This window comes from Lapillicoccus sp., assembly GCF_025353065.1.
Taxonomy (GTDB): Bacteria; Actinomycetota; Actinomycetes; order Actinomycetales; family Dermatophilaceae; genus Lapillicoccus.
On sequence record NZ_JANXRJ010000178.1, the window covers coordinates 12230 to 35162 of the forward strand.

Annotated in this window: 20 protein-coding genes; 8 read left to right on the forward strand and 12 right to left on the reverse strand. The window is 71.0% G+C overall.

Features of this window, described 5'->3' with window-relative positions; translation table 11 throughout:
- Positions 1 to 22: 22 nt before the first annotated feature.
- From nuoH to Q0R63_RS13995, 10 genes are all read right to left on the reverse strand, one after another.
- Positions 23 to 1570, reverse strand: a complete 1548-nt coding sequence (nuoH, locus tag Q0R63_RS13950; RefSeq protein ID WP_295698364.1) for an NADH-quinone oxidoreductase subunit NuoH — start codon at positions 1568 to 1570, stop codon at positions 23 to 25.
- Positions 1570 to 4119, reverse strand: coding sequence for an NADH-quinone oxidoreductase subunit G (locus tag Q0R63_RS13955; RefSeq protein WP_295698368.1), 2550 nt, complete (start codon positions 4117 to 4119; stop codon positions 1570 to 1572). Before Q0R63_RS13955 ends, nuoH begins: the two co-directional genes overlap by 1 nt.
- Positions 4116 to 5432 carry an NADH-quinone oxidoreductase subunit NuoF gene (gene nuoF, locus Q0R63_RS13960; protein ID WP_295698371.1) on the reverse strand — a complete coding sequence of 439 codons (1317 nt, stop codon included), beginning with the start codon at positions 5430 to 5432 and terminating at the stop codon, positions 4116 to 4118. Before nuoF ends, Q0R63_RS13955 begins: the two co-directional genes overlap by 4 nt.
- Positions 5429 to 6304, reverse strand: coding sequence for an NADH-quinone oxidoreductase subunit NuoE (gene nuoE, locus Q0R63_RS13965; protein ID WP_295698374.1), 876 nt, complete (start codon positions 6302 to 6304; stop codon positions 5429 to 5431). The genes nuoF and nuoE overlap by 4 nt, the downstream gene beginning before the upstream one ends.
- Positions 6304 to 7668, reverse strand: a complete 1365-nt coding sequence (locus Q0R63_RS13970) for an NADH-quinone oxidoreductase subunit D (protein WP_295698377.1) — start codon at positions 7666 to 7668, stop codon at positions 6304 to 6306. Before Q0R63_RS13970 ends, nuoE begins: the two co-directional genes overlap by 1 nt.
- Positions 7665 to 8429: an NADH-quinone oxidoreductase subunit C gene (locus Q0R63_RS13975; RefSeq protein ID WP_295698380.1), complete on the reverse strand. Its 765-nt coding sequence runs from the start codon at positions 8427 to 8429 to the stop codon at positions 7665 to 7667. The genes Q0R63_RS13970 and Q0R63_RS13975 overlap by 4 nt, the downstream gene beginning before the upstream one ends.
- The gene (locus Q0R63_RS13980; protein ID WP_295698383.1) at positions 8429 to 8983 is read right to left on the reverse strand and encodes an NADH-quinone oxidoreductase subunit B; all 555 of its coding nucleotides are present in this window, start codon (positions 8981 to 8983) and stop codon (positions 8429 to 8431) included. The genes Q0R63_RS13975 and Q0R63_RS13980 overlap by 1 nt, the downstream gene beginning before the upstream one ends.
- Before the next feature lie 16 nt (positions 8984 to 8999).
- Positions 9000 to 9362, reverse strand: coding sequence for an NADH-quinone oxidoreductase subunit A (locus Q0R63_RS13985; protein ID WP_295698386.1), 363 nt, complete (start codon positions 9360 to 9362; stop codon positions 9000 to 9002).
- 118 nt (positions 9363 to 9480) lie between these two features.
- On the reverse strand, positions 9481 to 10797 hold the full coding sequence (locus Q0R63_RS13990; RefSeq protein ID WP_295698389.1) for a geranylgeranyl reductase family protein: 1317 nt from the start codon (positions 10795 to 10797) through the stop codon (positions 9481 to 9483).
- A 121-nt stretch (positions 10798 to 10918) separates the two neighbouring features.
- Positions 10919 to 11662: a demethylmenaquinone methyltransferase gene (locus Q0R63_RS13995; RefSeq protein ID WP_295698391.1), complete on the reverse strand. Its 744-nt coding sequence runs from the start codon at positions 11660 to 11662 to the stop codon at positions 10919 to 10921.
- Between the two features lie 146 nt (positions 11663 to 11808).
- On the opposite strand from Q0R63_RS13995, the gene Q0R63_RS14000 reads away from it, so the two are divergent.
- Complete coding sequence (locus tag Q0R63_RS14000; RefSeq protein ID WP_295698392.1) at positions 11809 to 13095, forward strand: isochorismate synthase; 1287 nt, start codon at positions 11809 to 11811, stop codon at positions 13093 to 13095.
- Between the two features lie 51 nt (positions 13096 to 13146).
- On the opposite strand, the gene Q0R63_RS14005 is transcribed toward Q0R63_RS14000, so the two are convergent.
- Entirely contained in the window at positions 13147 to 13956 is an 810-nt protein-coding gene (locus Q0R63_RS14005; RefSeq protein ID WP_295698395.1) for a hypothetical protein, read from the reverse strand.
- An 18-nt stretch (positions 13957 to 13974) separates the two neighbouring features.
- Here Q0R63_RS14005 and menD point away from each other — a divergent pair, with 18 nt between their 5' ends.
- The 7 genes from menD to Q0R63_RS14040 all read left to right on the forward strand — a co-directional run bounded on the left by menD (position 13975) and on the right by Q0R63_RS14040 (position 22278).
- Entirely contained in the window at positions 13975 to 15666 is a 1692-nt protein-coding gene (gene menD, locus Q0R63_RS14010) for a 2-succinyl-5-enolpyruvyl-6-hydroxy-3-cyclohexene-1-carboxylic-acid synthase (protein ID WP_295698397.1), read from the forward strand.
- Positions 15667 to 15670: 4 nt separating this feature from the next.
- On the forward strand, positions 15671 to 17299 hold the full coding sequence (gene murJ, locus Q0R63_RS14015) for a murein biosynthesis integral membrane protein MurJ (protein ID WP_295698399.1): 1629 nt from the start codon (positions 15671 to 15673) through the stop codon (positions 17297 to 17299).
- An 88-nt stretch (positions 17300 to 17387) separates the two neighbouring features.
- Positions 17388 to 18140, forward strand: coding sequence for an SDR family oxidoreductase (locus Q0R63_RS14020; protein ID WP_295698402.1), 753 nt, complete (start codon positions 17388 to 17390; stop codon positions 18138 to 18140).
- Entirely contained in the window at positions 18140 to 18976 is an 837-nt protein-coding gene (locus Q0R63_RS14025) for an SDR family oxidoreductase (protein ID WP_295698404.1), read from the forward strand. Before Q0R63_RS14020 ends, Q0R63_RS14025 begins: the two co-directional genes overlap by 1 nt.
- On the forward strand, positions 18973 to 19959 hold the full coding sequence (locus Q0R63_RS14030; protein ID WP_295698406.1) for an NADPH:quinone oxidoreductase family protein: 987 nt from the start codon (positions 18973 to 18975) through the stop codon (positions 19957 to 19959). Before Q0R63_RS14025 ends, Q0R63_RS14030 begins: the two co-directional genes overlap by 4 nt.
- Before the next feature lie 67 nt (positions 19960 to 20026).
- Positions 20027 to 21052, forward strand: coding sequence for a phosphotransferase family protein (locus tag Q0R63_RS14035; protein WP_295698409.1), 1026 nt, complete (start codon positions 20027 to 20029; stop codon positions 21050 to 21052).
- Positions 21052 to 22278, forward strand: coding sequence for an acyl-CoA dehydrogenase family protein (locus Q0R63_RS14040; RefSeq protein WP_295698412.1), 1227 nt, complete (start codon positions 21052 to 21054; stop codon positions 22276 to 22278). Before Q0R63_RS14035 ends, Q0R63_RS14040 begins: the two co-directional genes overlap by 1 nt.
- 98 nt (positions 22279 to 22376) lie before the next feature.
- On the opposite strand, the gene Q0R63_RS14045 is transcribed toward Q0R63_RS14040, so the two are convergent.
- Entirely contained in the window at positions 22377 to 22769 is a 393-nt protein-coding gene (locus tag Q0R63_RS14045) for a DUF2237 domain-containing protein (protein WP_295698416.1), read from the reverse strand.
- Positions 22770 to 22933 lie beyond the last annotated feature (164 nt).

Here is a 22933-nt window from a genome sequence, read left to right on the forward strand (position 1 = left end):
GGTAGGTGGCTGGGTGGTGTCGTCAGCCACGGCCATCCTCCTTCGGTGTCGTGATGGTGGCGGTCGAGCCAGCTCCGGACGCGGTGCCGGTCACGCTGCCGGTGACGGTCGCGGAACCGGCGCCCACCCCGGCGGGCACGCCGACCGGGACGGCGTCGGGCTCACGGCCGTCGCGGGTGTAGATCGCGGCAGCGGACGCCCGGATGGGCTCCCTGAGCGTCTGTCCCGGCAGGGGCGGAACAGGGTATCCGCCGGCGAAGGGGTCGATCTCCGTCGGCACCCGGTTGGTGACCGCCCGAGCCTCCTCGTCCGCCCGCCGGTTGTCCCAGACCCACGAGACGGCGAGCGCGACGACGGCGATCACCCCCACGGCGAACAGGGTGGCCGTCGGTATCACCCGGTTGACGCCGGGGACGGTCACCTGACCACCACCGAACCAGCCGTTCTGGGAGCCGCGGATGAACGCCACGGCAACGACCCAGAGGAGCGTGATCGGGATGAGGAACTTCCAGCCGAAGCGCATGAACTGGTCGTAGCGCACCCGCGGCAGCGAGCCACGCAGCCAGACGAAGAAGAACATGAAGGTCCACAGCTTGGCGGTGAACCAGAAGATGCCCCACCAGCCACCGCTGAACATGTTGTTGTTGATCAGCGAGACCAGCGGCGGGGCCTGCCAGCCGCCGAGGAACACCGTCGTCGCCAGCGCGGCGACGGTGAACATGTTGATGTACTCCCCGAGGAAGAACATCGCGAAGCGCATCGAGCCGTACTCGGTGTGGAACCCACCGGTGAGCTCACCCTCGCCCTCGGCGAGGTCGAAGGGCAGCCGGTTGGTCTCACCGACCATCGTCACGAGGTAGACGGCGAAGGAGAAGAACGCCGGGATCATGTACCAGAGCGAGGACTGTCCGGAGACGATCTGCGAGGTCGACATCGAGCCGCTGTAGATGAAGACCGCGACGAGGCTGAGGCCCATCGCGATCTCGTAGGAGATCACCTGGGCGGTCGAGCGCAGCCCCCCGAGCAGGGGATAGGTGGAGCCGGAGGACCAGCCCGCGAGGACGATGCCGTAGACCCCCACCGAGCCGACGGCGAGCACGAGCAGCACGGCGATCGGGAAGTCGGTCAGCTGCAGCGGCGTCATGTGGCCGAACATCGACGCCTTGTTGCCCATCGGGATGATCGCGAACGAGACGAACGCCATCGTCGCGGTGATGAGCGGCGCCAGGGTGAAGATGATCTTGTCGGCCGCGGCCGGGGTGACGTCTTCCTTGAGCATCGACTTCAGGCCGTCGGCGAGGGTCTGGAGCAGCCCGAACGGTCCGGCTCGGTTGGGGCCGGGACGCTGCTGCATCCGACCGATGACGCGCCGCTCGAACCAGATGACCAGCAGGGTGCTGATGAGCAGGTAGACGAAGATGAGCAGGGCCTTGATCAGCGACAGCCACCACGGTGTGTCGGAGAAGTCGGCCTTGGGGTTGTCGACCAGCGGGATCACGAGGGAGCCGGCGGCAGGGAGGCCGGGCACCTGGGCGACGAGGCCGGGCAGCTGGGCCAGCAGCTGAGACATCAGCGGACCCCTTCCTTGGTGACGGTGACTTCCTTGGTGACGGTGACTCGGGCGCCTGCGCCGACGCCGAGGGTAGTCCTGATCTGCGACCCGGCGGAGTTCGTCGGCAGCCAGACGACCCCGTCGACGGCATCGGGGGTCAGCTCCAGCGGGACGCTGAGCGACCCGTGCGCGGTGCTGACCCGGACGTGGTCGCCGTGGTCGGCGCCGATGCGCAGGGCGCCGGCCGCGTTGACCCGTAGGACAGCCTTCGGAGCCGTGCCCGCGAGGAAGGGCTCGCCGTCCTGGAGGCGGCCCTTGTCGAGCAGGGTCGCCCAGGTGGCGAGGACGAAGTCGCCCGACGCCGGATCGCCGGAGGACGCCGGATCGGTGGCCGACCCAGGGCCGGTGGCCGGGGCGGCATACGCGCTGGTGGCCGGGGTCCGGACCGGGCGGGTGCCGCTCCACGGCCCGAGGGCTTCCCACTGCGAGTGGACCTGGCGCTGGGTCTTGGTCTCGAGGAAGAAGCCGAGCTCGGCCGCGAGCATGTCGAGCACCCGGTGGTCGCTCATCGCGTTGGTCACGAGCGCCGCCTCGAAGTGCCGCTGCCGGCCCTCCCAGTTGACGAACGTGCCGACCTTCTCGGACGGGGGGGCGACGGGCAGCACCACGTCGGCGATCGCTGTGACGGCGGACTCGCGCACCTCGAGGGAGACGACGAAGGTCTTGGCCAGCGCCTCCTCGATGGTGTCGAGGCCGAGGTCGGCCGGGTCGACGCCGCCGATGACCAGAGCGTCGATGGCTCCGGAGCAGGCGGCGGCGACGATCGCCGCCGTGTCACGGGCGGGGGTCTCGGGGAGGCCGACGACGTCCCAGACCTCGGCGACCTCGGCGCGGGCGCTCGGGTCGGCCGACGGGCGACCACCCGGCAGCAGTGCGCCGACGGCGCCGTTCTCCAGGGCCCCTCGCTCGCCGGCCCGGCGCGGGATCCAGGCCAGGCGGGCGCCGGTGCGTCCGGCGAGGGCCGCTGCGGCCGAGAGGGCCCCGGGGACCGTCGCCAACCGTTCGCCGACCAGGATGATGCCGCCCTCGGCGAGGGCGGACTCGGCATGCTGACCGACGCGCATCGAGCCGAGCTCGGCGAGGGTCGCCGTCTCGGCTCCGGGGGCGGTGGGCAGCAGCGTGCCCGACAGCTTGTGCAGGCCGCGGCTGGTGAAGGGCGCGACGGCGTACACCGCGGTGCGGTTCTTGCGGACAGCCTTCCGCAGGCGCAGGAAGACGATCGCCGCCTCGTCCTCGGGCTCGAAGCCGACGAGCAGGACCGCGGCGGCCTGCTCGAGGTCACTGAAGGTCACGGCGCCGCTCTCGGGTCCCGTGGTCACGACGTGGGTCGACAGGAAGTCGAGCTCCTCGGCGGAGTGGGGGCGCGCCCGGAAGTCGACATCGTTGGTGTGCAACGCAACTCGCGCGAACTTGCCGTAGGCGTAGGCGTCCTCCGCGGTGACGCGACCACCCACGAGGACACCCGCGGCCCGCGAGCGTCGCAGACCCGCGGCCGCGGCCTCGAGGGCCTCCGGCCACCCCGACGCCTGCAGCTCGCCGTTCTCGTCGCGCACGAGCGGCACGCCGAGGCGGTCGTCGAGCGTGGGCCACATGAAGGCCCAGCGCCCCTTGTCGCAGTTCCACTCCTCGTTGACGCTGGGGTCGTTGGCCGCCATCCGGCGCAGGACGGTGCCGCGACGGTGATCGGTGCGGATCGCGCAACCGGACGCGCAGCCCTCGCAGATCGTCGGCGTCGACACGAGGTCGAAGGGCCGCGAGCGGAAGCGGTATGCCGCGCCGGTCAGGGCCCCGACCGGACAGATCTGGACGGTGTTGCCGGAGAAGTAGGACTCGAACGGCTGGCTCTCGTAGATGCCGACCTGCTGCAGCGCACCACGCTCGACGAGCGCGATGAAGGGGTCTCCCGCGATCTGGTCGGAGAAGCGCGTGCACCGCGCGCAGAGGACGCATCGCTCGCGGTCGAGGAGGACCTGGCTCGAGATCTTGATCGGCTTGGGATAGGTGCGCTTGACGTCCTGGAAGCGCGAGACGGCCCGGCCGTTGCTCATCGCCTGGTTCTGCAGGGGGCACTCGCCGCCCTTGTCGCAGACGGGGCAGTCGAGCGGGTGGTTGATCAGCAGCAGCTCCATCACGCCGTGCTGCGCCTTGTCGGCCACCGCAGAGGTGTGCTGCGTCTTGACCTGCATCCCCTCGGACACGCTCATCGTGCAGGATGCCTGCGGCTTCGGCATGGCCCGCATGGTGCCGTCGGGGCCCGGCGTCGAGACGTCGACCAGGCACTGGCGGCAGGCGCCCACAGGCTCGAGCAGCGGGTGGTCGCAGAACCGCGGGATCTGCACCCCGACCTGCTCCGCGGCCCGGATGACGAGGGTCCCCTTCGGCACCGAGACCGGGACGCCGTCGATCGTGACGTTGACGCCCGCCGCGCGGACCGGCGTCGCGGCGTTGCCACCGCTGCTGACGGCGTTGCCGCCCGCGCTGGGGCTCGTGGTGGGTGTGGTCGTCATGCGGACGCCGACTCCTTGTCGCTGGCGAAGTAGGACGAGGCATCCCGGTCGAACGGGCAGTGCCCCAGCCGCAGGTGCTCGAGGTATTCCTCGCGGAAGTACTGCACGCTGCTGGTGATCGGCGACGTCGCACCGTCGCCCAGGGCGCAGAACGACCGACCGAGGATGTTGTCGCAGATGTCGAGCAGCTTGTCGACGTCGGCCTCGCTCCCCTGACCGTGCTCCAGCCGCTCGAGGATCTGCGAGAGCCACCAGGTGCCTTCCCGGCACGGGGTGCACTTGCCGCAGGACTCGTGCTTGTAGAAGTCGGTCCAGCGCTCGACGGCGCGCACGACGCACGTGGTCTCGTCGAAGATCTGCAGCGCGCGGGTGCCCAGCATGGAGCCGGCCGCGCCGACGGACTCGAAATCCAGTGGCACGTCGAGGTGCTCGTCGGTGAAGAGCGGCGTCGACGAGCCGCCCGGGGTCCAGAACTTCAGCTTCTTGCCCCCACGCATCCCCCCGGCCATCTCGAGCAGCTCGCGCAGCGTGATGCCGAGGGGCGCCTCGAACTGGCCCGGGCGGTTGACGTGACCGGACAGGCTGAAGATGCCGAAGCCGGTGGACTTCTCGGTGCCCATGTCCTTGAACCACTCGGAACCGTGCAGCAGGATCGGCGGCACCGAGGCGATGGACTCGACGTTGTTGACCACGGTCGGGCGCGCGTAGAGACCGGCGACGGCGGGGAACGGCGGCTTGAGGCGCGGCTGGCCCCGACGTCCCTCGAGCGAGTCGAGCAGCGCCGTCTCCTCACCGCAGATGTAGGCCCCGGCGCCCGCGTGCACGGTGATGTCGAGGTCGAACCCGGTGCCGTGGATGTCCTTGCCGAGGTGGCCCGCGGCATACGCCTCCTCGACGGCCCTCATCAGCCGGCGGTAGACGTGCACGATCTCACCGCGGATGTAGATGAACGCGTGGTTGCAGCCGATGGCGTAGGACGTGATGATCATGCCCTCGATGAGGAAGTGGGGCGCCGCCATCATCAGCGGGGTGTCCTTGCACGTGCCCGGCTCGGACTCGTCGGCGTTGACGACGAGGTAGCGGGGGCCACCGTCCGGCGGGGGGAGGAAGCCCCACTTCATGCCGGTCGGGAAGCCGGCACCGCCGCGGCCGCGGAGCCCGGAGTCCTTCGTCATCGCGACGATCTCCTGCTGGCTCATGCCAAGCGCCTTCTTCAGCGCGGCATACCCCTCGTTGGCCTCGTAGGTCTTGAGGGTCCAGGACTGCGGGTGGTCCCAGAACTTGGTCAGGATCGGGCTCAGCTGCGTGCTCACGTGTCACCCTTCGCCGTGGTTGTTGTCGGTGTGGTGGGCGTCTGGCCGGGCCGCTCGTCGGGCGCGTTGGAGGGGGTGTCCGTCGACGAGGTGAGACCCGGTGTCAGTCCGCCGGCCTGCCCCGCAGCGCTGGCGTCCGGCGAGTGCTCGTCGCCCACGTCCCCCCGGCCGGGTGCCTTCCAGTTGTGCTCGTGCGCGAGCCGCAGGCCCACCAGGGAGGCCGGTCCGGCGCCCACGCCCTCGTCGGCGAGACCGTCGCTGAAGCCGGCGAGGACGCGTGAGACCTGCTTGAACGTGGAGACCGAGCGGGCGCCGCGAGTGGGGGCAACCGAGCGGCCGGCCCGCAGGTCGTCGACGAGCTCGATCGTGGACTCACGGGTCTGGTTGTCGAAGAACTCCCAGTTGGCCATCACGACCGGCGCGTAGTCGCACGCCGCGTTGCACTCGACCCTCTCGAGGGTGATCTTGCCGTCGGAGGTGGTCTCGTCGTGACCGACACCGAGGTGATCGCTCACGGACTCCCAGATCTGGTCGCCGCCCATGATCGCGCACAGGGTGTTGGTGCAGACCCCGACCGTGAACTCGCCGTTGGGGTGGCGCTTGTACTGCGTGTAGAACGTGGCGACCCCGCTCACCTCCGCGGTCTCGAGGTCGAGCAGCTCGGCGCAGAGCGCGATCCCGCGGCCCGAGACATAGCCGTCGACGCTCTGCACGAGGTGCAGCAGCGGCAGCAGCGCCGAGCGCGGCTGGGGGTAGCGCGCGATGACCAGCGCCGCGTCCTCGTGGAGCTGGGCGAGGACGTCGGCGGGGTAGGGCGACTTGCTCTCGGCGCTGACCGTGAGGTGGCCGGATGCCGTCTGGTCGGTCGTCATCAGCGGTCGACCCCTCCCATCACCGGGTCGATGGAGGCGACGGCGACGATCACGTCGGCCATCTGACCGCCCTCGCACATCGCGGCGACCGCCTGCAGGTTGTTGAAGGACGGGTCACGGAAGTGCACCCGGAACGGCCTCGTGCCCCCGTCGGACACGGCGTGGCAGCCCAGCTCGCCCTTGGCGCTCTCGACCGCGACGTAGACCTGCCCGGGCGGCACCCGGAACCCCTCCGTCACCAGCTTGAAGTGGTGGATGAGCGACTCCATCGACTCGCCCATGATCTCGCGGATGTGGTCGAGGCTGTTGCCCTGGCCGTCGGTGCCGATGGCCAGCTGGGCCGGCCAGGCGATCTTCTTGTCCGCCACCATGACGGGCGACCCGGGCGCGTGCGCCTGGAGCTTGGCGGTGGCCTGCTCGATGATCCGCAGCGACTGGTGCATCTCGTCGATGCGGATCCGCAGGCGGCCGTAGGCGTCGCACGTGTCCCGGGTGATGACGTCGAAGTCGTAGTCCTCGTAGCCGCAGTAGGGGGCGGACTTGCGCAGGTCGTGCGGCAGCCCGGCGGACCGCAGGATCGGGCCGGTCACCCCGAGGGCCATGCACCCGGTGAGGTCGAGGAACCCGACGTCGACGGTGCGCCCCTTGAGGATGGGGTTCTCGACGAGGAGCAGCTCGAGCTCCCGCAGCCCGCGACGCAGCTGCGGCATCGTGTCGCGGATCTTGTCGTAGACCCCGCGCGGCAGGTCCTGGGCGACGCCACCAGGACGGATGTAGGCGTTGTTCATGCGCAGTCCGGTGATCATCTCGATGATCGACAGGATTCGCTCGCGCTCGCGGAACCCGACGGTCATCACCGTCGTCGCACCCATCTCCAGGCCACCGGTGGCGAGGGCGACGAGGTGCGAGCTGAGCCGGGTCAGCTCCATCATGAGGACTCTGATGACTGAGGCGCGCTCGGGGATCTGGTCGGTGATACCGAGGAGCTTCTCCACCGCCAGGCAGAACGCCGTCTCCTGGAACATCGGCGTGAGGTAGTCCATCCGGGTGCAGAAGGTCACGCCCTGGGTCCAGGTGCGGAACTCCATGTTCTTCTCGATGCCGGTGTGCAGGTAGCCGATGCCCGCGCGGGTCTCGGTCACCGACTCGCCGTCGAGCTCGAGGATGAGTCGCAGGACGCCGTGCGTCGACGGGTGCTGGGGGCCCATGTTGACGACGATCCGCTCCTCGTGGAGCGAGGTCGCCTCGTCGACGAGGTCGTCCCAGTCGCCGCCCGAGGCGTTGAAGACCGCGGCACCCTCGGCGAAGGTCTCGTCGGCCGACGAGGTGGCGTAGGGGTCGCTGGCTGTGTGCTGAGTGGTCATGAGTAGGACCTCCGCTGGTCCGGCGGTGGGATGGTGGCGCCCTTGTATTCGACGGGGATGCCGCCGAGGGGGTAGTCCTTGCGCTGCGGGTGGCCCGGCCAGTCGTCGGGCATGAGGATCCGGGTCAACGCCGGGTGGCCGTCGAACTGGATGCCGAACATGTCCCACGTCTCGCGCTCGTGCCAGTCGTTCATGGGGTAGACCGCGACGATCGAGGGGATATGCGGATCGGCGTCCGGGCAGGTGACCTCGAGCCGGATCCGCTTGCTGCCGTGGGTGATCGAGAGCATGTGGTAGACGGCGTGCAGCTCGCGGTCGGTCTCCGACGGGTAGTGCACGCCCGAGACGCCGGTGCACATCTCGAAGCGCAGGGCCGGGTCGTTGCGCAGGGTCCGGGCGACCTCGACGAGGTGCTCGCGGCGGACGAAGAGCGTCATCTCGCCACGGTCCACCGTGACCCGCTCGACGGCCTCGGAGAAGGAGGCGCTGCCACCCACGAGTGCCCGCTCGAGCGTGTCGGCGACGTCGTCGAAGAAACCGCCGTAGGGCCGCTGGGACGCTCCGGGGAAGAGGATGGGCGACTGCAGGCCGCCGTATCCCGTCGTGTCGCCGCCCTGCCCGGCACCGAACATCCCGCTGCGGTGACCGACGACGACCGGATCGGGCGTCGTGCCGGGGGCGGCCGGCAGGTTGTCGGCGTGCTCCTCCGTCGACTCCTGACCCGAGGCGTGCGCGGTCGGCGCGAGCTTCTCGTCGGCCATCAGGCGAGCAGTCCCTTCATCGCGTGCGTGGGCGTCGCGGCCAGCGCCGCCGCCTCGGCCACCCGGGCGGCCTCCTCGCGGTTGACGCCGAGCGGCATCGCCTGGATCTGCTCGTGCAGCGTGATGATGGCGTTGAGGAGCATCTCGGGGCGCGGTGGGCAGCCCGGTAGGTAGATGTCGACCGGGATGATGTGGTCGACGCCCTGGACGATGGCGTAGTTGTTGAACATCCCGCCCGAGCTCGCGCAGACGCCCATCGAGATGACCCACTTGGGGTTCGGCATCTGGTCGTAGACCTGGCGGACGACGGGCGCCATCTTCTGGCTGACCCGTCCGGCGACGATCATCAGGTCCGCTTGGCGCGGCGTGGCGGAGAACCGTTCCATGCCGAAGCGGGCGATGTCGTAGTCGGGTGTGCCGACGGCCATCATCTCGATCGCGCAGCAGGCCAACCCGAAGGTGGCGGGCCACATCGAGGACTTGCGCATGTAGCCCGCGAGGCCCTCGATGGTCGAGAGCAGAAAACCGGCGGGAAGCTTCTCTTCGATACCCATGGTGTGTGGAGACCTCCTAGTCCCAGTCAAGTCCGCCGCGGCGCCACACATAGGCGTAGGCGACGAAGACGGTGAGGATGAACAGGACCATTTCGACGAGGGCGAACAGTCCCAGCGAGTTGAACGCGACGGCGAACGGATAGAGGAAGATGCTCTCCACGTCGAAGACGATGAAGAGCATCGCCGTCAGGTAGTACTTGATCGGGACGCGCCCGCCGCCGGACGCGTGCGGCGTCGGCTGGATGCCGCACTCGTAGGCCTCCATCTTGGCGCGGTTGTAGCGCTTGGGCCCGACCACGAGGCTGGTGCCGACGGACAGCACCGCGAACCCCGCACCGATGGCGAGCAGGAAGAGGAGCGGGATGTAGGAGTTGGTCATCGCCGGGCGTCCTTTCGGATCTCGTCGGGTCTCATCGGCTCGTGCGGACGGTCAGCTGCTGCGATCTCGCTGGACACATCCCATCCTAGGGTGACGCAGTGACACGCGCTCGGGCCGCTCATGCGTCGGGTGCCATCGCCGAGAGGGCGTGGATGAGCCGGTCGTCGACCCGACCCCCGCGCTGCTCCGGCAGGTTGGCCATGACCTTGAGCAGCAACCGCATCAGCGTCGTGCGCGGGAGCCCGTACTTCGTGGCGAGGCGCATGACCTCCGGGTTGCCGATGGCGTGGGCGAACCAGCGACCGAGGGTGAAGTAGCCGCCCAGCTCGTCCTTCATGGCCTTGGGGTAGCGCGCCAGCACGCGCTCCCGAGCGGCCCCGGTCGGGCGACCGAGCGCCTGCGCGACGACCTCGGCGCCGACGCGAGCCGCCTCGAGGGCGTAGTCGATGCCCTCGCCGTTGAAGGGGTTGACCATCCCACCGGAGTCGCCGACGAGCAGCAGCCCATCGGCATACAGCGGGGTGCGGTTGAAGCCCATGGGCAGTGCTGCACCGCGGATCGGCCCGGCCGACAGGTCGGGCTCGAGGTGCCAGTCGGCGTCGATGTCCTCGACCCAGCGCCGCATGACGTCCTTGAAGTCGGTCTTGCGGAACGCCGAGGTCGTGTCGAGGGTGCCCAGACCGACGTTGGTGCGGCCGTCCTCGAGCGGGAAGAGCCAGCCGTAGCCGGGCATGAGGATGCGCTTCCCGGCGTCGTTCTTGGTCCAGAGCTCGAGGTGGGACTCCATGTAGTCGTCGCGGCGCGGAGTCGTGTAGTAGGCCCGGACCGCCACCCCCATCACACGGTCGTCGCGCTTCGGCCGGCCGACAGCCGTCGCGAGCCGCGAGGAGACGCCGTCACTGGCGATGACGACGGGCGCGCGATAGGTCACGCTCTCGAGGGTGTCGCGGCCGGACTCGTCGAGGCGCTTGGCGGTGACGCCAGAGACGCGTCCCGACCCGTCGCGCAGCGGGCCGGTCACGCTCGTGCGCTCCTGGAGGAGGGCACCCTTGCGCTCGGCGTGCCGGGCCAGGGTCTCGTCGAACTGGCTCCGGGTGCGCACCAGCCCGTAGGACGGGAAGGAGTCGGTCTGCGGCCAGTCGAGCTGGAGGGTGTGGCCGCCGCCCTTGATGCGCAGGCCCAACGTGCGCTGCCACCCCGTCGTGTCGATGCCGAGCGACAGGAGCTCCTTGGTCGCCCGGGGCGTGAGGCCGTCGCCGCAGATCTTGTCGCGGGGAAAGGCGGCCTTCTCGAGGAGGACGACGTCGAGGCCGTGGTCGGCGAGGTAGGCCGCCGTCGCGCTACCGCCGGGCCCGGCACCGACGACGATGACGTCGGCCGACTCCCCGCGTAGCGGAGTGCTCCCGGCGGAGCCGGAGCGGGTGCTGCTGGTCATCTACGGGGGGTGCCTTCGCTGCTTGTGAAGAAGTTCACGAACGTCCTCGAAAGTCTAAGCCCGACCCTCAGGGATGTCAGATGAGGCTCACCTAACCTGCGGCTCGGAGGGTGGAGTCGGGTCAGGGGGCTGCGGTGCGGGCGGGTGTGCCGGCGGGTGTACCGGCGGGTGTGCCGGCCTTGGTCGCCCGGTGCAGGGCGACGATGCCGCCGGTGAGGTTGCGCCACTCGACGCCCTGCCAGCCGGCCGCGGCCAGGCGCTGGCCGAGCGCCCGCTGGTCGGGCCAGGCCCGGATCGACTCCGCGAGGTAGACGTAGGAGTCGGGGTTGGAGGAGGTCCGCCGCGCGATCGACGGCAGCGCTCGCATGAGGTAGTTGAGGTAGACACCGCGGAAGGCACGGTTCACCGGCTGGGAGAACTCGCAGACGACGAGCCGGCCTCCCGGCTTCGTGACGCGGAGGAACTCCCGGAGGGCGACCTCGGGATCGGCGACGTTGCGCAGTCCGAACGCCATCGTCACGACATCGAAGGACCCGTCGGCGAAGGGCAGTCGCATGGCGTCCGCGGCCGTGAAGGCGAGATCGGGTCGGCGCCGGTGACCGACCTGCAGCATGCCCAGGGAGAAGTCGGCGGGGACGACCTCGATGCCTGCGTCGGCGAACGGCTCCGAGCTCGTCCCGGTGCCTGCGGCGATGTCGAGGACACGCTCCCCCGGACGGGCGTCGATGGCCCGCGTGGTGGCCCGGCGCCACAGCCGGTCCTGGCCCATCGACAGGACGTCGTTGGTCAGGTCGTACTTCGCCGCGACCCCGTCGAACATCGACGCGACGTCGGAGGGTTCCTTCTCGAGGCTGGCGCGGCTCATGCCCCCATTCTCCCGCACCCGCGCGACGTCCGCACCGAAGGGACACCGGTATGCCGTTGCCGCGGACGCAAGGGGGGTGGAGGTGACCGATGGCACGTCGGGAGTCCACGGCATACGGGCCGAGGGCGGCCGTACGCTTGAAGACGATGTCCACCGCCCTGTCCACCCCACCCGTGCCCGCCGCCAGCGGGGCGCTCGTCGTGCGCACCACCGCCATCGCGAATCCCGGCACCCTGCTCACCCTGCTGCCGCCACGGGCGGCCACCGACCTCTACTCCTGGGTGCGCCGCGGCGAGGGACTCGTCGGATGGGGCCGCGCGGCGTCCTTCACCGCCTCCGGCCCGACCAGGTTCGCCGACGCGGAGAGCTGGTGGCGACGCACGGCGTCGCACGCGGTCGTGCGCGACGACGTCGTCGTCCCGGGCACCGGTCCGGTCGTCTTCGGCTCGCTGCCCTTCGCCGACGAGTCGGCCGAAGAGGCCGTCTTCGTCGTGCCCGAGGTCGTCGTCGGCCACCGCGGCGACCACTGGTGGGTCACGACGATCGCGCACGAGCCCACGCTCGGGCCGGTGCCGCGCGTCGCACCGACCGAGCCGCCCGCGCCGCCCGTCGGGGTGACCTTCGCCGACGGCGCGCAGCCGCCGACGACGTGGGGCACCACGGTCGCCGAGGCGGTGCGGCGGATCAGCGAGGGCGACCTCGACAAGGTCGTCCTCGCCCGTGACCTGCTGGTCGGGACCGAGTCGCCGATCGACGCCCGCTGGCTGCTGACCGCGCTGGCCGCCCGCTACGACAACACCTGGACATTCTCGGTGGCCGGTCTCGTCGGCGCGACGCCCGAGCTGCTCGTCCGGCGCGACCAGGGCCTGGTCACCTCCCGCGTCCTCGCCGGCACGATCCGGCGCACGGGCGACGACGCCAAGGACATCTCTCTCGCCGCCTCCCTGGCCCGGTCGAGCAAGGACCTCGAGGAGCACGAATATGCCGTGCGCTCCGTCGCCGATGCGCTCCGACCGCACTGCTCCTCGATGAACGTCCCCGAGGCGCCCTTCGTCCTGCACCTCACCAACGTCATGCACCTCGCGACCGACGTCACCGGCGTGAGCGCCGACGACGCGTCGTCTTTGGCGCTCGCGGAGTCGCTGCACCCGTCCGCCGCGGTCGGCGGAACCCCCACGCGTGAGGCCGTCGCCCTCATCTCCGAGCTCGAGGGCATGGACCGCGGCCGGTATGCCGGGCCGGTCGGCTGGATGGATGCCGCCGGTGACGGCGAGTGGGGAATCGCGTTGCGGTGTGGGCGCTTCGAGGAGGACGACTCCTCGATGCGGCTGTTCGCCGGGTGCGGGATCGTCGCGGGCTCGGACCCCGACGCCGAGGTCGCGGAGTCGGACGCGAAGTTCGTCCCGATGCGCGACGCCCTCACCGACTCCTGATCCGCCACCCCCTCCGGATCGAGGTGTGAACGCGTCGTCGATGACGCGTTGTCACCCCAGTCCGGGAGCGGTGGGCCCGACGGGCAGCCGCTTGCGCCAGTCGAGCCCGGTCACCCGGATGCGCTGGGCGCAGGTGCCGTCCCACTCGACGATGAGGCCCTCACGCCGCAACGCACCGGCGACCTCGGCGCCGACGAGCTCCTCCGAGGCGACGATCGCCGCCTGCTTGGCGTCCTCGTCCCCCGCTCGGGCGCGCTCGACGAGCGAGGGGTCGACCCCGGCGGCGAAGTCGAAGCCGCCGAAGGCCAAGAACAGGTCGGTCCCGCCGGGCGCGAGCCGCTCGGTGTCCTGCTGGTGGAAGAACACGTAGCCCCGCGACCCGTCCACCCTCTCGTCGTCGATCTCCGCGTGGCCGCAGGTCTGGCAGCAGGCGAAGTTCATCCGCGCGACGATGCCGGTGCCGTCCAGGGCCGCGAACGCGGCCTCGAGCCTGGGGTAGTCGCCCTCGTCGGCCCAGGTCGCCTCCTCGTCGAGCCGCTCCTGCCAGACCCGTCGCAGGACCTCACGGACGTCGTCCTCGGTCAGGTCGTAGTCGTCGTCCAGGACGTACTGCTCGACGAGCGACTCCTCGATGCGCTCGCGGGTCTCGAAGGCGGGCGCCACCATCTCCCGCGCGGAGTCCTCGAGCTCCTCCAGCTGGTCCGCCCGGCTCGTGGGCTCGGCCGCCGGCACGAGGACGGAAGCGGTCGGCGTCGGCTGGGGGGCAGTGGCGCTCGGGGCGGGCCCGGTTGGCAGGGGGTCGGGGCTCGCGACCGTGCTGTCATCGTCCTTGCGCTGGCGGAAACGGTCGAGGAAGCCCATGGACGACAGCCTAGGCACGTGCCTGGCCGCCACACGGCATACTCGGACGTCGTGACCTCAGCCGACCGCGCGGTGCGCCTGCTCGTGGCCCTCACGGCCGCGGGGGTGCGCGACGTCGTCCTCGCGCCGGGGTCGCGGTCGGCGCCGCTCGCGCTCGCCCTGTATGCCGCCGACCGCGCCGGCGACCTGCGGCTGCACGTGCGGATCGACGAGCGGACCGCGGGGTTCCTCGCGCTGGGGCTGACCATCGGCTCGAGGCGGCCGGTGGCTGTCGTGACGACCTCGGGCACCGCCGTCGGCAACCTCCTCCCGGCGGTCATGGAGGCCCACCACGGGGGCCGGCCGGTCATCGTCGTCTCCGCCGACCGGCCGGCGTCGATGCGGGGCAGCGGCGCCAGCCAGACGACCGAGCAGGCGGGGATCTTCGGGGTCTTCGCGCCCTGCGTCGACCTGGCCGCCGACGCGGCCGACGCCGACCTCGAGGCGGCCGTCCACGCGGCCGGGCTGCGCCCCGGTCCCACCCAGCTCAACCTCCAGCTCGCCGAGCCGCTGCTGCCCGACGCCGAGACGCCGGACCGACCCTGGTGGCCCGGTGCCGGCGAGGGCCCGGGCGAGTGGGTCCGACCGCGCCGGACGGGGCCGCACGTGGCGCCGGGTCCGCGGACCGTCGTCATCGCCGGCGACGACGCCGGATCTGCGGCCCGGGTGCTCGCCGAACGGTCCGGGTGGCCCTTGCTGGCCGAGCCGACCTCAGGAGCACGGTTGGGGGACAACGCGATCCGCACCTACCGCCTGCTGCTGGGCGGGCCGCTCGGTCGACAGATCGAGCGCGTGGTCGTGACGGGTCACCCCACCCTGTCGCGCCCGGTGACCCGGCTGATCTCCCGTCCCGACATCGAGGTCCTGGCGGCCCCGGGCCCGGGTGGGGTGGTCACCGACCCGGGTCGAGTGGCTCGCCACCTCGAGGCCGTCCCCGTCGTGCCCGACGACACCACCGCCGCTGATGCGGACCTCGACTGGCTCGCGGCCTGGAAGGACGCCGACGCCGATCTCGCCGCGCGGCTCGACGCCTATCTCGATGCCCACCTCGACGCCGACGACGACGCCACGCGACCGCTCGACGCCCTCCGGGTCGCCCGCGAGGTCGCCGCCGCCGTGACCGAGCGCGGGACGCTCGTCGTCGGGTCCTCCAACCCCGTCCGCGACCTCGACCTGATGATGGTTCCCCACCCGCCGCTGGAGCACCGCTTCGTCGTCGGCAACCGGGGGCTGGCCGGCATCGACGGCACCGTGTCGACCGCGATCGGGGTCGCCCTGGGCCGCCGGGGCGCCGGGCGGACGCTCGCGCTGGTCGGTGACGTCACCTTCCTGCACGACGCGACCGGACTCGTCCTTGGCCCGCACGAGCCGCGTCCCGACCTGACGATCGTCGTGGTCAACGACGACGGCGGATCGATCTTCGCCGGGCTCGAGCAGGGCGGTGCGGACTACGCCGATGCCTTCGAGCGGGTCTTCGCGACCCCGCACGGGGTCGATCTGGAGGCGCTGTGCGCGGCCAGCCACACGGCATACGGGCGAGTGGACGGGGTGGCCGACCTGCGCCGCGAGCTGGAGGCACCACCGTCCGGCATCCGGGTCGTCGAGGCCCGCGTGGGACGCGTGGACCGGCGCGCCCAGGCCGCGGCCATCGCGGCGCTGGTGGAGGATTGACGATGTGACCGCCGTCCCGAGCCTCGCCCGTTCGAGCCTCGCGATGGCGGGGGGCACGGTCGCGTCCCGACTGCTCGGCGTCGTCCGCCAGTCGCTCATCATCGCGGTGACCGGGGTCGCCCTGGCCGGGGACGCGTTCGCGGCCGCCAACGTCCTGCCCAACGTCATCTACATGATCATCGCGGGCGGGGTGCTCAACTCGGTCCTCATCCCCCAGCTCGTCAAGGCGTCGCGGAGCGCCGACGGAGGCCGGGAGTTCACCGACCGGATCCTCACCCTGGGCGGCATCGGCATCCTCGCGGTGACGATCGTCTGCACCGCGGGGGCCGGCATCCTGATGCGGCTGATGACCCACCTGTCGGGCGACGCGTTGCAGCTCTCGATCCTCTTCGCCTTCATCACCCTGCCGCAGATCTTCTTCTACGGCCTCTACGCCCTCATCGGCCAGGTCCTCAACGCCCGGGGTCAGTTCGCCGCGTTCGGGTGGGCACCGGCGCTCGCCAACGTCGTCGCGATCATCGGACTCGTCGCCTTCCTCCTGATCTTCCCGCGCCAGGCCGGCGTCTCGGGGTGGACCGGCCAGATGATCCTGCTGCTCGGCGGGACGGCGACCGCGAGCATCGCCGTTCAGGGGCTCATCCTGCTCATCCCGCTCTACCGCAACGGTTTTCGCTTCACCCCCCGTTTCGGTCTGCGGGGCGTCGGGCTGGGGGATGCGACCCAGGTCGCCAAGTGGGCCTTCGCCGCGCTCGCCGTGAGCCAGGTCGGCTTCGTCATCGCGTCGAGGATCATGACGTCGGCCTCCTCGCAGCAGACCACCACCGTCTTCGTGGCCGGGCTCGCGGTCTACAGCAGCGCGCTGCTGGTCTTCCAGATGCCGCACTCCTTCGTCGCCCTCTCCGTCATCACGGCCATGTATCCGCGGATCGCCAGGGCCGTCCACGACAAGGACACCGCGGCGCTGCGGCGGGACTACTCCCGGGGACTGACGCTCCCGACGGCCGCCACCCTCCCGGCCTCCGTCGCCCTCGCCGCCTTCGCCCTGCCCATCTGCCGGCTCCTCTTCAACGACCACCCCGAGGCCATCGCGCTCGTGCTGGCCGCGATGGCCCTCGGCGTCGTCCCCTTCGGCATCGACGTCCTCAACCAGCGTTTCCTCTACGCCCACGAGGACGGTCGCACGGCCTTCGCCGAGCAGATGGTGCTCACCGGCACCGCGACGGTCGTCAACCTCGCTGCCCTCCTCTACGCCCCACCGGAACGGGTCGTGCTCGTCGTGGGACTCGGGGTCGTCGTCAGCAACGTGCTCAGCTCGCTCTTCGGGATGTGGTTCATCCGCCGCCGGCTGGGCCACCTCGGCCTCTCCCGCATCCTGGGCACCTACCTGCGGATCGGCTTCGCCTCGCTGGTGGCCGGTGGCATCGCGTGGCTGCTCGTGCTCGGCTTCGACGAGTTCGTCCACGGTCGGTTCGAGCAGATCCTCACCCTGGTCGTCGGGGGTGTCGTCTTCGGCGTCGTCTACCTCCTCGTCGCCGCGCTGCTGCGCATCCAGGAGGTCGGCGAGCTCGTCGACCCTGTCGTGCGCGCCGGCGCCCGCGGCGCGTTGGCCGGTCTGCACCGGGTCCGGCGCTGACCACGGTTGACGTCAGCCACCTGCGTGGGACAAGGTAAGCAAGCGCTTAGCCTTGGGGTCGCGCTCACGCTCATCGAGGAGAAGGTTCATGGGTCGGTTCGACGGCAAGGTCGCCATCGTCACGGGAGCGAGTCGCGGCATCGGTCTCGCCGTCGCCCAGCGCCTGGTCGACGAGGGCGCCAGGGTCTGCATCACGGCCCGCAAGCAGGAGGCCCTCGACGCCGCCGTCGCCGCGCTCGGTGGCCCCGGGCACGCCATCGCCGTCGCCGGGAAGTCCGACGACGCGGCCCACCAGGCGGTGGCCGTCGCCCGGACGATCGCGACCTTCGGCAGCCTTGACCTGCTGGTCAACAACGCCGGCATCAACCCGGCCTACGGACCGATCATCGTTCTCGACCTGGACGCGGCCCGAAAGATCGTCGAGGTCAACTGCATCGCCGCCCTCGCCTGGGTCCAGCACGCCCACGGCGCCTGGATGGGCGAGCACGGCGGGGCCGTCGTCAACGTCTCGTCCGTCGCCGGGCTGAAGCCTGCCCCCGGTATCGGGTTCTACGGCTCCAGCAAGGCGATGCTCAAGCACCTCACCGAGGAGCTCGCGGTCGAGCTCGGCCCGACGATCCGGGTCAACGCCGTCGCCCCCGCCGTCGTGAAGACCGCCTTCGCCACCGCCCTGTTCGAAGGGCGGGAGGAGGAGGTCGCCGCCGGCTACCCCCTCAAGCGTCTCGGGGTCCCGGAGGACATCAGCGGCGTCGTCGCCTTCCTCCTGTCCGAGGACGCGGCCTGGATCACCGGCCAGACCGTCGTGATCGACGGCGGCACGACCCTGACGGGCGGTGTCTGATGCCGTATGCCGCGGGCTCGACCGCCGTCGTCACCGGCGCCGCCGGAGGGATCGGCCGGGCGATAGCCACCCGCCTTGTCGCAGAGGGCTTCCGGGTCGTCGTCGCCGATCTCGACCCTGCCGTCGCGGAGACGGCAGGCGCTCTCGGTGACGACGTCGTCGCGGCCTTCGCCGGCGACTGCGCGAGCGAGGCCGGCGTCGCCGACCTCATCACCGCCGCCCAGGAGCAGCTCGGTCACATCGACGTCTTCTTCGCCAACGCCGGCGTCGAGGGTGGGCGAGGACTCGAGGCCACCGAGGACCAGTGGGCCCGCGCCATCGAGGTCAACGTCATGGCCCACGTGCGCACGGCGCGCCTCCTCGTGCCGACGTGGCTCGAGACGGGCGGTGGCCGGCTGGTCGTCACGGCGTCCGCCGCCGGGCTGCTGACCATGCTCGGGAGCGCGCCCTACTCCGTCAGCAAGCACGGCGCGGTCGCCTTCGCCGAGTGGCTGCGAGCGACCTACTCCCACCGCGGGATCGTCGTCCAGGCGATCTGCCCCCAGGGTGTGCGCACCCGGATGCTCGACGACTCCGGACCGCTGCGCGACCTCCTCTCCCGCGACCGCGCTCTCGAGCCCTCCGAGGTGGCCGACCTCGTCTGGGAGGCGTTGCAGGACGAGCGCTTCCTCGTCCTGCCCCACCCGGAGGTGGCCGGCTACTACGCGGCCCGGGCCTCCGACCCGGACGCCTGGCTCGGTGCCATGGGACGGCTGCAGGTCAAGCTCGACACCGCGCTCGCGGAGGATGCCGACAGGGCGCCGGCCCCCGTCGCCGCCGGCGGGAGCTCGTCGTGAGGGCCTGGCACGTCGGCGCGCTCGGCGAGCCCCGCGACGTCATGCGGCTCGTCGAGGTCGACTCCCCCAGCCCCGGTGCGGGCCAGCTGCGGGTCAGGGTGCTCGCCTCGGCCGCGAACTTCCCCGACGTCCTGATGTGTCGCGGGCTCTACCAGGTCAAGCCCGAGCTCCCCTTCACCCCCGGTGTCGAGCTCTGCGGCGAGATCATCGAGATCGGTTCCGGCGTCGAGGGATTCGCCGTCGGCGACCGGGTCATCGGTTCCACGGAGATCCCCCACGGCGGCTTCGCCGAGGAGGCCGTGATGGCGGCCAGTGCCACCTTCCCGGCCCCGGAGGGGCTCGACGACGCGCAGGCGGGCGGCTTCTTCGTCGGCTACCAGACGGGGTGGTTCGGCCTGCACCGTCGGGCCCACCTCCAGCCCGGCGAGACGCTGCTCGTCCACGCCGCAGCCGGCGGCGTCGGCAGCGCCGCCATCCAGCTCGGCAAGGCGGCCGGCGCGCGCGTCATCGGTGTGGTCGGTGGACCGGCGAAGGCCGAGGTCACCCGGCAGCTCGGCGCCGACGTCGTCGTGGACCGTCACACCGAGGACTTCGTCGCGGTCGTCAAGGCCGAGACCGGCGGGCGGGGGGCCGACGTCATCTACGACCCGGTCGGCGGTGAGACCTACGACCGGTCGACGAAGTGCATCGCCTTCGAGGGGCGGATCCTCATCATCGGCTTCGCCGGCGGCACGATCCAGACCCCGCCGCTGGGCCATGCCCTCGTCAAGAACTACTCGATCGTCGGTCTGCACTGGGGCCTCTACTCCCGCGTCGAGCCGGCCGCCCTCCTCACCTGCCACGAGGAGCTGACCCGACTCGTCGGCACCGGCGCCCTCTCCCCGCTGGTGAGCGAACGCCTCCCGCTCGAGGCGCTGGCCGACGGCGTGCAGCGGCTGGCCGACGGGACCACCGTCGGACGCGTCACCTACGTCGCTTCGTGATGACACGGCATACGGGACAGGCGAGCTCGCGCCGAGGTCCGCGCACCCGTCAGGGAGAGGACCCGACGTGACCAACCCCACCGGACTCGATCTCGAGGCCCTCTCGACGTGGCTCGCGACCGCCGTCCCGGGACTGCTCGACCCTGCCGCGACCCTCACCGGCGAGGTCATCGCAGGAGGCAAGAGCAACCTCACCTACACCGTCACCGACGGGACGACGCGGGTCATCGTGCGACGGCCGCCGCTCGGGCACGTCCTCGCCACCGCCCACGACATGGGCCGCGAGCACCGGGTCATGGCCGCGCTGGCCACGACGCCGGTCCCCGTGCCCCGGATGTATGCCGCGTGCCCCGACGACACCGTCATCGGCGCGCCGTTCTACGTCATGGAGCAGGTCGAGGGCACGCCCTACCGCTCGGCGTCGCAGCTCGAGGCGCTGGGCGCCGCGCGCACCAAGGCGATCAGCGAGCGAATGGTCGACACGCTGGCGGACCTCCACGTCGTCGACCCGGCGTCCGTCGGCCTCAGCGACTTCGGCCGGCCGGAGGGGTTCCTCGCCCGCCAGGTCAAGCGATGGGGCCAGCAGCTCGACAGCTCACACACCCGCGACCTCGCCGGTGCCCACCGGCTGCGGACGCTGCTGGCGGAGCGCGTCCCTCAGGAGACCCCGCCGGCGATCGTCCACGGCGACTACCGCCTCGACAACATCCTCACCAACGCGGACGACGAGCTGGCGGCCGTGATCGACTGGGAGATGGCGACGCTCGGCGATCCCCTGACCGACATCGCGCTGCTGCTGACCTACCAACGGATCGCGCAGCTCGGCGGCACGGGGGTCTCCACCGTGTCCCTCGCGCCGGGCTTCCTCACCGTCGACGAGATCGGCGCGCGCTACGGCGCCCGCAGCGGCCGCGACCTGACCCACCTCGGCTTCTACGAGGGACTCGCCGCGTTCAAGCTGGCGGTCATCCTCGAAGGCATCCACTACCGCTTCGTCCACGGACAGACCGTCGGCGAGGGCTTCAGCAACGTCGGGGAGATGGTCGAACCCCTCCTCTCCCTGGGACTCCAGCGCACGGAAGGTGACCACTGATGGACTTCGCCCATGACGCCCGCACCGAGGAGCTGCGCGAGTCGCTGCTCGACCTGATGGCCACGCACATCGAGCCCGCGCAGCAGACCTTCCACGACGAGGTGGACGCGATGGAGAACCGGTGGGCCTGGTCGCAGGCGCCGGTCCTGCAGAAGCTGCGGGTCGAGGCGAGGTCGCGCGGGCTCTGGAACGCCTTCCTCCCCGGTGACAAGGGCGCCGGCCTGACCAACGTGCAGTATGCCGCCCTCGCCGAGATCACCGGCCGGGCCGTCGAGCTCGCGCCGGCCGTCATCAACTGCGCGGCGCCGGACACCGGCAACATGGAGGTCCTCGAGACCTTCGGATCGGCCGAGCAGAAGGAGCAGTGGCTGGAACCGTTGCTGCGCGGGGAGATTCGCTCGGCGTTCGCGATGACCGAGCCCGAGGTCGCCTCGTCGGACGCGACCAACATCCAGACCTCGATCGTGCGTGACGGCGACTCCTACGTCGTCACCGGCCGCAAGTGGTGGATCACCGGGGCGATGAACCCCGACTGCGCCATCTTCATCGTCATGGGCAAGACCGACCCCTCGGCCGATCGGCACCGTCAGCAGAGCATGATCCTCGTGCCGCGGGACGCCCAGGGCGTCGACGTCATGCGCGGCATGGAGGTGCTCGGCTACGACGACCACAACCACGGCGGCCACGCGGAGATGGCGTTCCACTCGGTGCGGGTGCCGGTCGGCAACCTCATCGCCGGTGAGGGCGAGGGCTTCGCCATCGCCCAGGCGCGGCTCGGTCCGGGTCGGATCCACCACTGCATGCGCTCGATCGGCATCGCCGAGAAAGCGATCGAGCTGATGTGCGACCGGGTCAGCAGCCGCGTCGCCTTCGGTAAGCCGCTGTCCGAGCAGGGCGTGATCCGCGACTGGATCGCCGAGTCGCGGGTGCGTCTCGAGCAGCTGCGGCTCCTCGTGCTCAAGACGGCCTGGCTGATGGACACCGTCGGCAACAAGGGCGCGCACACGGAGATCCAGGCGATCAAGATCGCGACCCCGACGACGGTCGAGTGGATCCTCGACAAGGCCATCCAGGCCCACGGCGCCGGGGGCCTCAGCCAGGACTTCCCGCTCGCCGCCGCGATCGCCGGCGTCCGGACCCTGCGCTTCGCCGACGGTCCTGACGAGGTCCACAAGAACGCCCTCGCGCGCAACGAGCTCAAGCGTCAGGCCACCCGGGCCCGCTGACCGGCCCCCCGCCCCGCTGACCGACGCTGGATTGAGGTGAACACGCGCTCTGGAGAGCGCGTTTTCACCTCAATCCGGAGGCTTGAAGGGGTGGGCGGTCAGAGCCCGAACGAGCTCAGGTCGTCGGGCACGTCGACGGCGTGCTCGCGCAGCGACGCGAGGGGGACGATCTGCAGCACCGCCTCGTTGGTCGCGGCGAGCACCACGGGCGCCGCGGCCTGGTCGGCATACGCCCTCGCCCAGTTCGTGGCGGTGACGCACCAACGGTCGCCCGGCACGAGGCCGGGGAAGCCGTACTCCGGCCGGGGAGTGCTGAGGTCGTTGCCGATGCCCCTTTGGTGCTCGAGGAACGCGGCGGTGACGACCGCGCAGATCGTATGGCTGCCCCGGTCCTCGGGCCCCGTGTTGCAGCAGCCGTCGCGGAAGAACCCGGTCATCGGGTCGGTGCCGCACGGCTCCAGATCGGTCCCGAGGACGTTGCGCTCCGTCATGGTGACCATCATGGCCGGGGTCAGGCCGCTCGGCGAGCGAGGTAGGTGTCACCGGCCGCGCGGATCAGCACGGTGGCCCAGGTCCGGAACGGCTTCCACGGCTCGGCGATCGCCGTGAGCTCGTCCGCCGTCGGCGTAGTGGTGAGCCCGTAGAGCTGCCGGAC

Bases quoted from the DNA above. Each gene is read 5' to 3' on its own strand.
- nuoH (WP_295698364.1), bottom strand. From the start codon at position 1,570: ATGTCTCAGCTGCTGGCCCAGCTGCCCGGCCTCGTCGCCCAGGTGCCC.
- Q0R63_RS13955 (WP_295698368.1), bottom strand. From the start codon at position 4,119: ATGACGACCACACCCACCACGAGCCCCAGCGCGGGCGGCAACGCCGTC.
- nuoE (WP_295698374.1), bottom strand. From the start codon at position 6,304: ATGACGACCGACCAGACGGCATCCGGCCACCTCACGGTCAGCGCCGAG.
- Q0R63_RS13970 (WP_295698377.1), bottom strand. From the start codon at position 7,668: ATGACCACTCAGCACACAGCCAGCGACCCCTACGCCACCTCGTCGGCC.
- Q0R63_RS13975 (WP_295698380.1), bottom strand. From the start codon at position 8,429: ATGGCCGACGAGAAGCTCGCGCCGACCGCGCACGCCTCGGGTCAGGAG.
- Q0R63_RS13980 (WP_295698383.1), bottom strand. From the start codon at position 8,983: ATGGGTATCGAAGAGAAGCTTCCCGCCGGTTTTCTGCTCTCGACCATC.
- Q0R63_RS13985 (WP_295698386.1), bottom strand. From the start codon at position 9,362: ATGACCAACTCCTACATCCCGCTCCTCTTCCTGCTCGCCATCGGTGCG.
- Q0R63_RS13990 (WP_295698389.1), bottom strand. From the start codon at position 10,797: ATGACCAGCAGCACCCGCTCCGGCTCCGCCGGGAGCACTCCGCTACGC.
- Q0R63_RS13995 (WP_295698391.1), bottom strand. From the start codon at position 11,662: ATGAGCCGCGCCAGCCTCGAGAAGGAACCCTCCGACGTCGCGTCGATG.
- Q0R63_RS14000 (WP_295698392.1), top strand. From the start codon at position 11,809: ATGTCCACCGCCCTGTCCACCCCACCCGTGCCCGCCGCCAGCGGGGCG.
- Q0R63_RS14005 (WP_295698395.1), bottom strand. From the start codon at position 13,956: ATGGGCTTCCTCGACCGTTTCCGCCAGCGCAAGGACGATGACAGCACG.
- Q0R63_RS14020 (WP_295698402.1), top strand. From the start codon at position 17,388: ATGGGTCGGTTCGACGGCAAGGTCGCCATCGTCACGGGAGCGAGTCGC.
- Q0R63_RS14025 (WP_295698404.1), top strand. From the start codon at position 18,140: ATGCCGTATGCCGCGGGCTCGACCGCCGTCGTCACCGGCGCCGCCGGA.
- Q0R63_RS14040 (WP_295698412.1), top strand. From the start codon at position 21,052: ATGGACTTCGCCCATGACGCCCGCACCGAGGAGCTGCGCGAGTCGCTG.
- Q0R63_RS14045 (WP_295698416.1), bottom strand. From the start codon at position 22,769: ATGACGGAGCGCAACGTCCTCGGGACCGATCTGGAGCCGTGCGGCACC.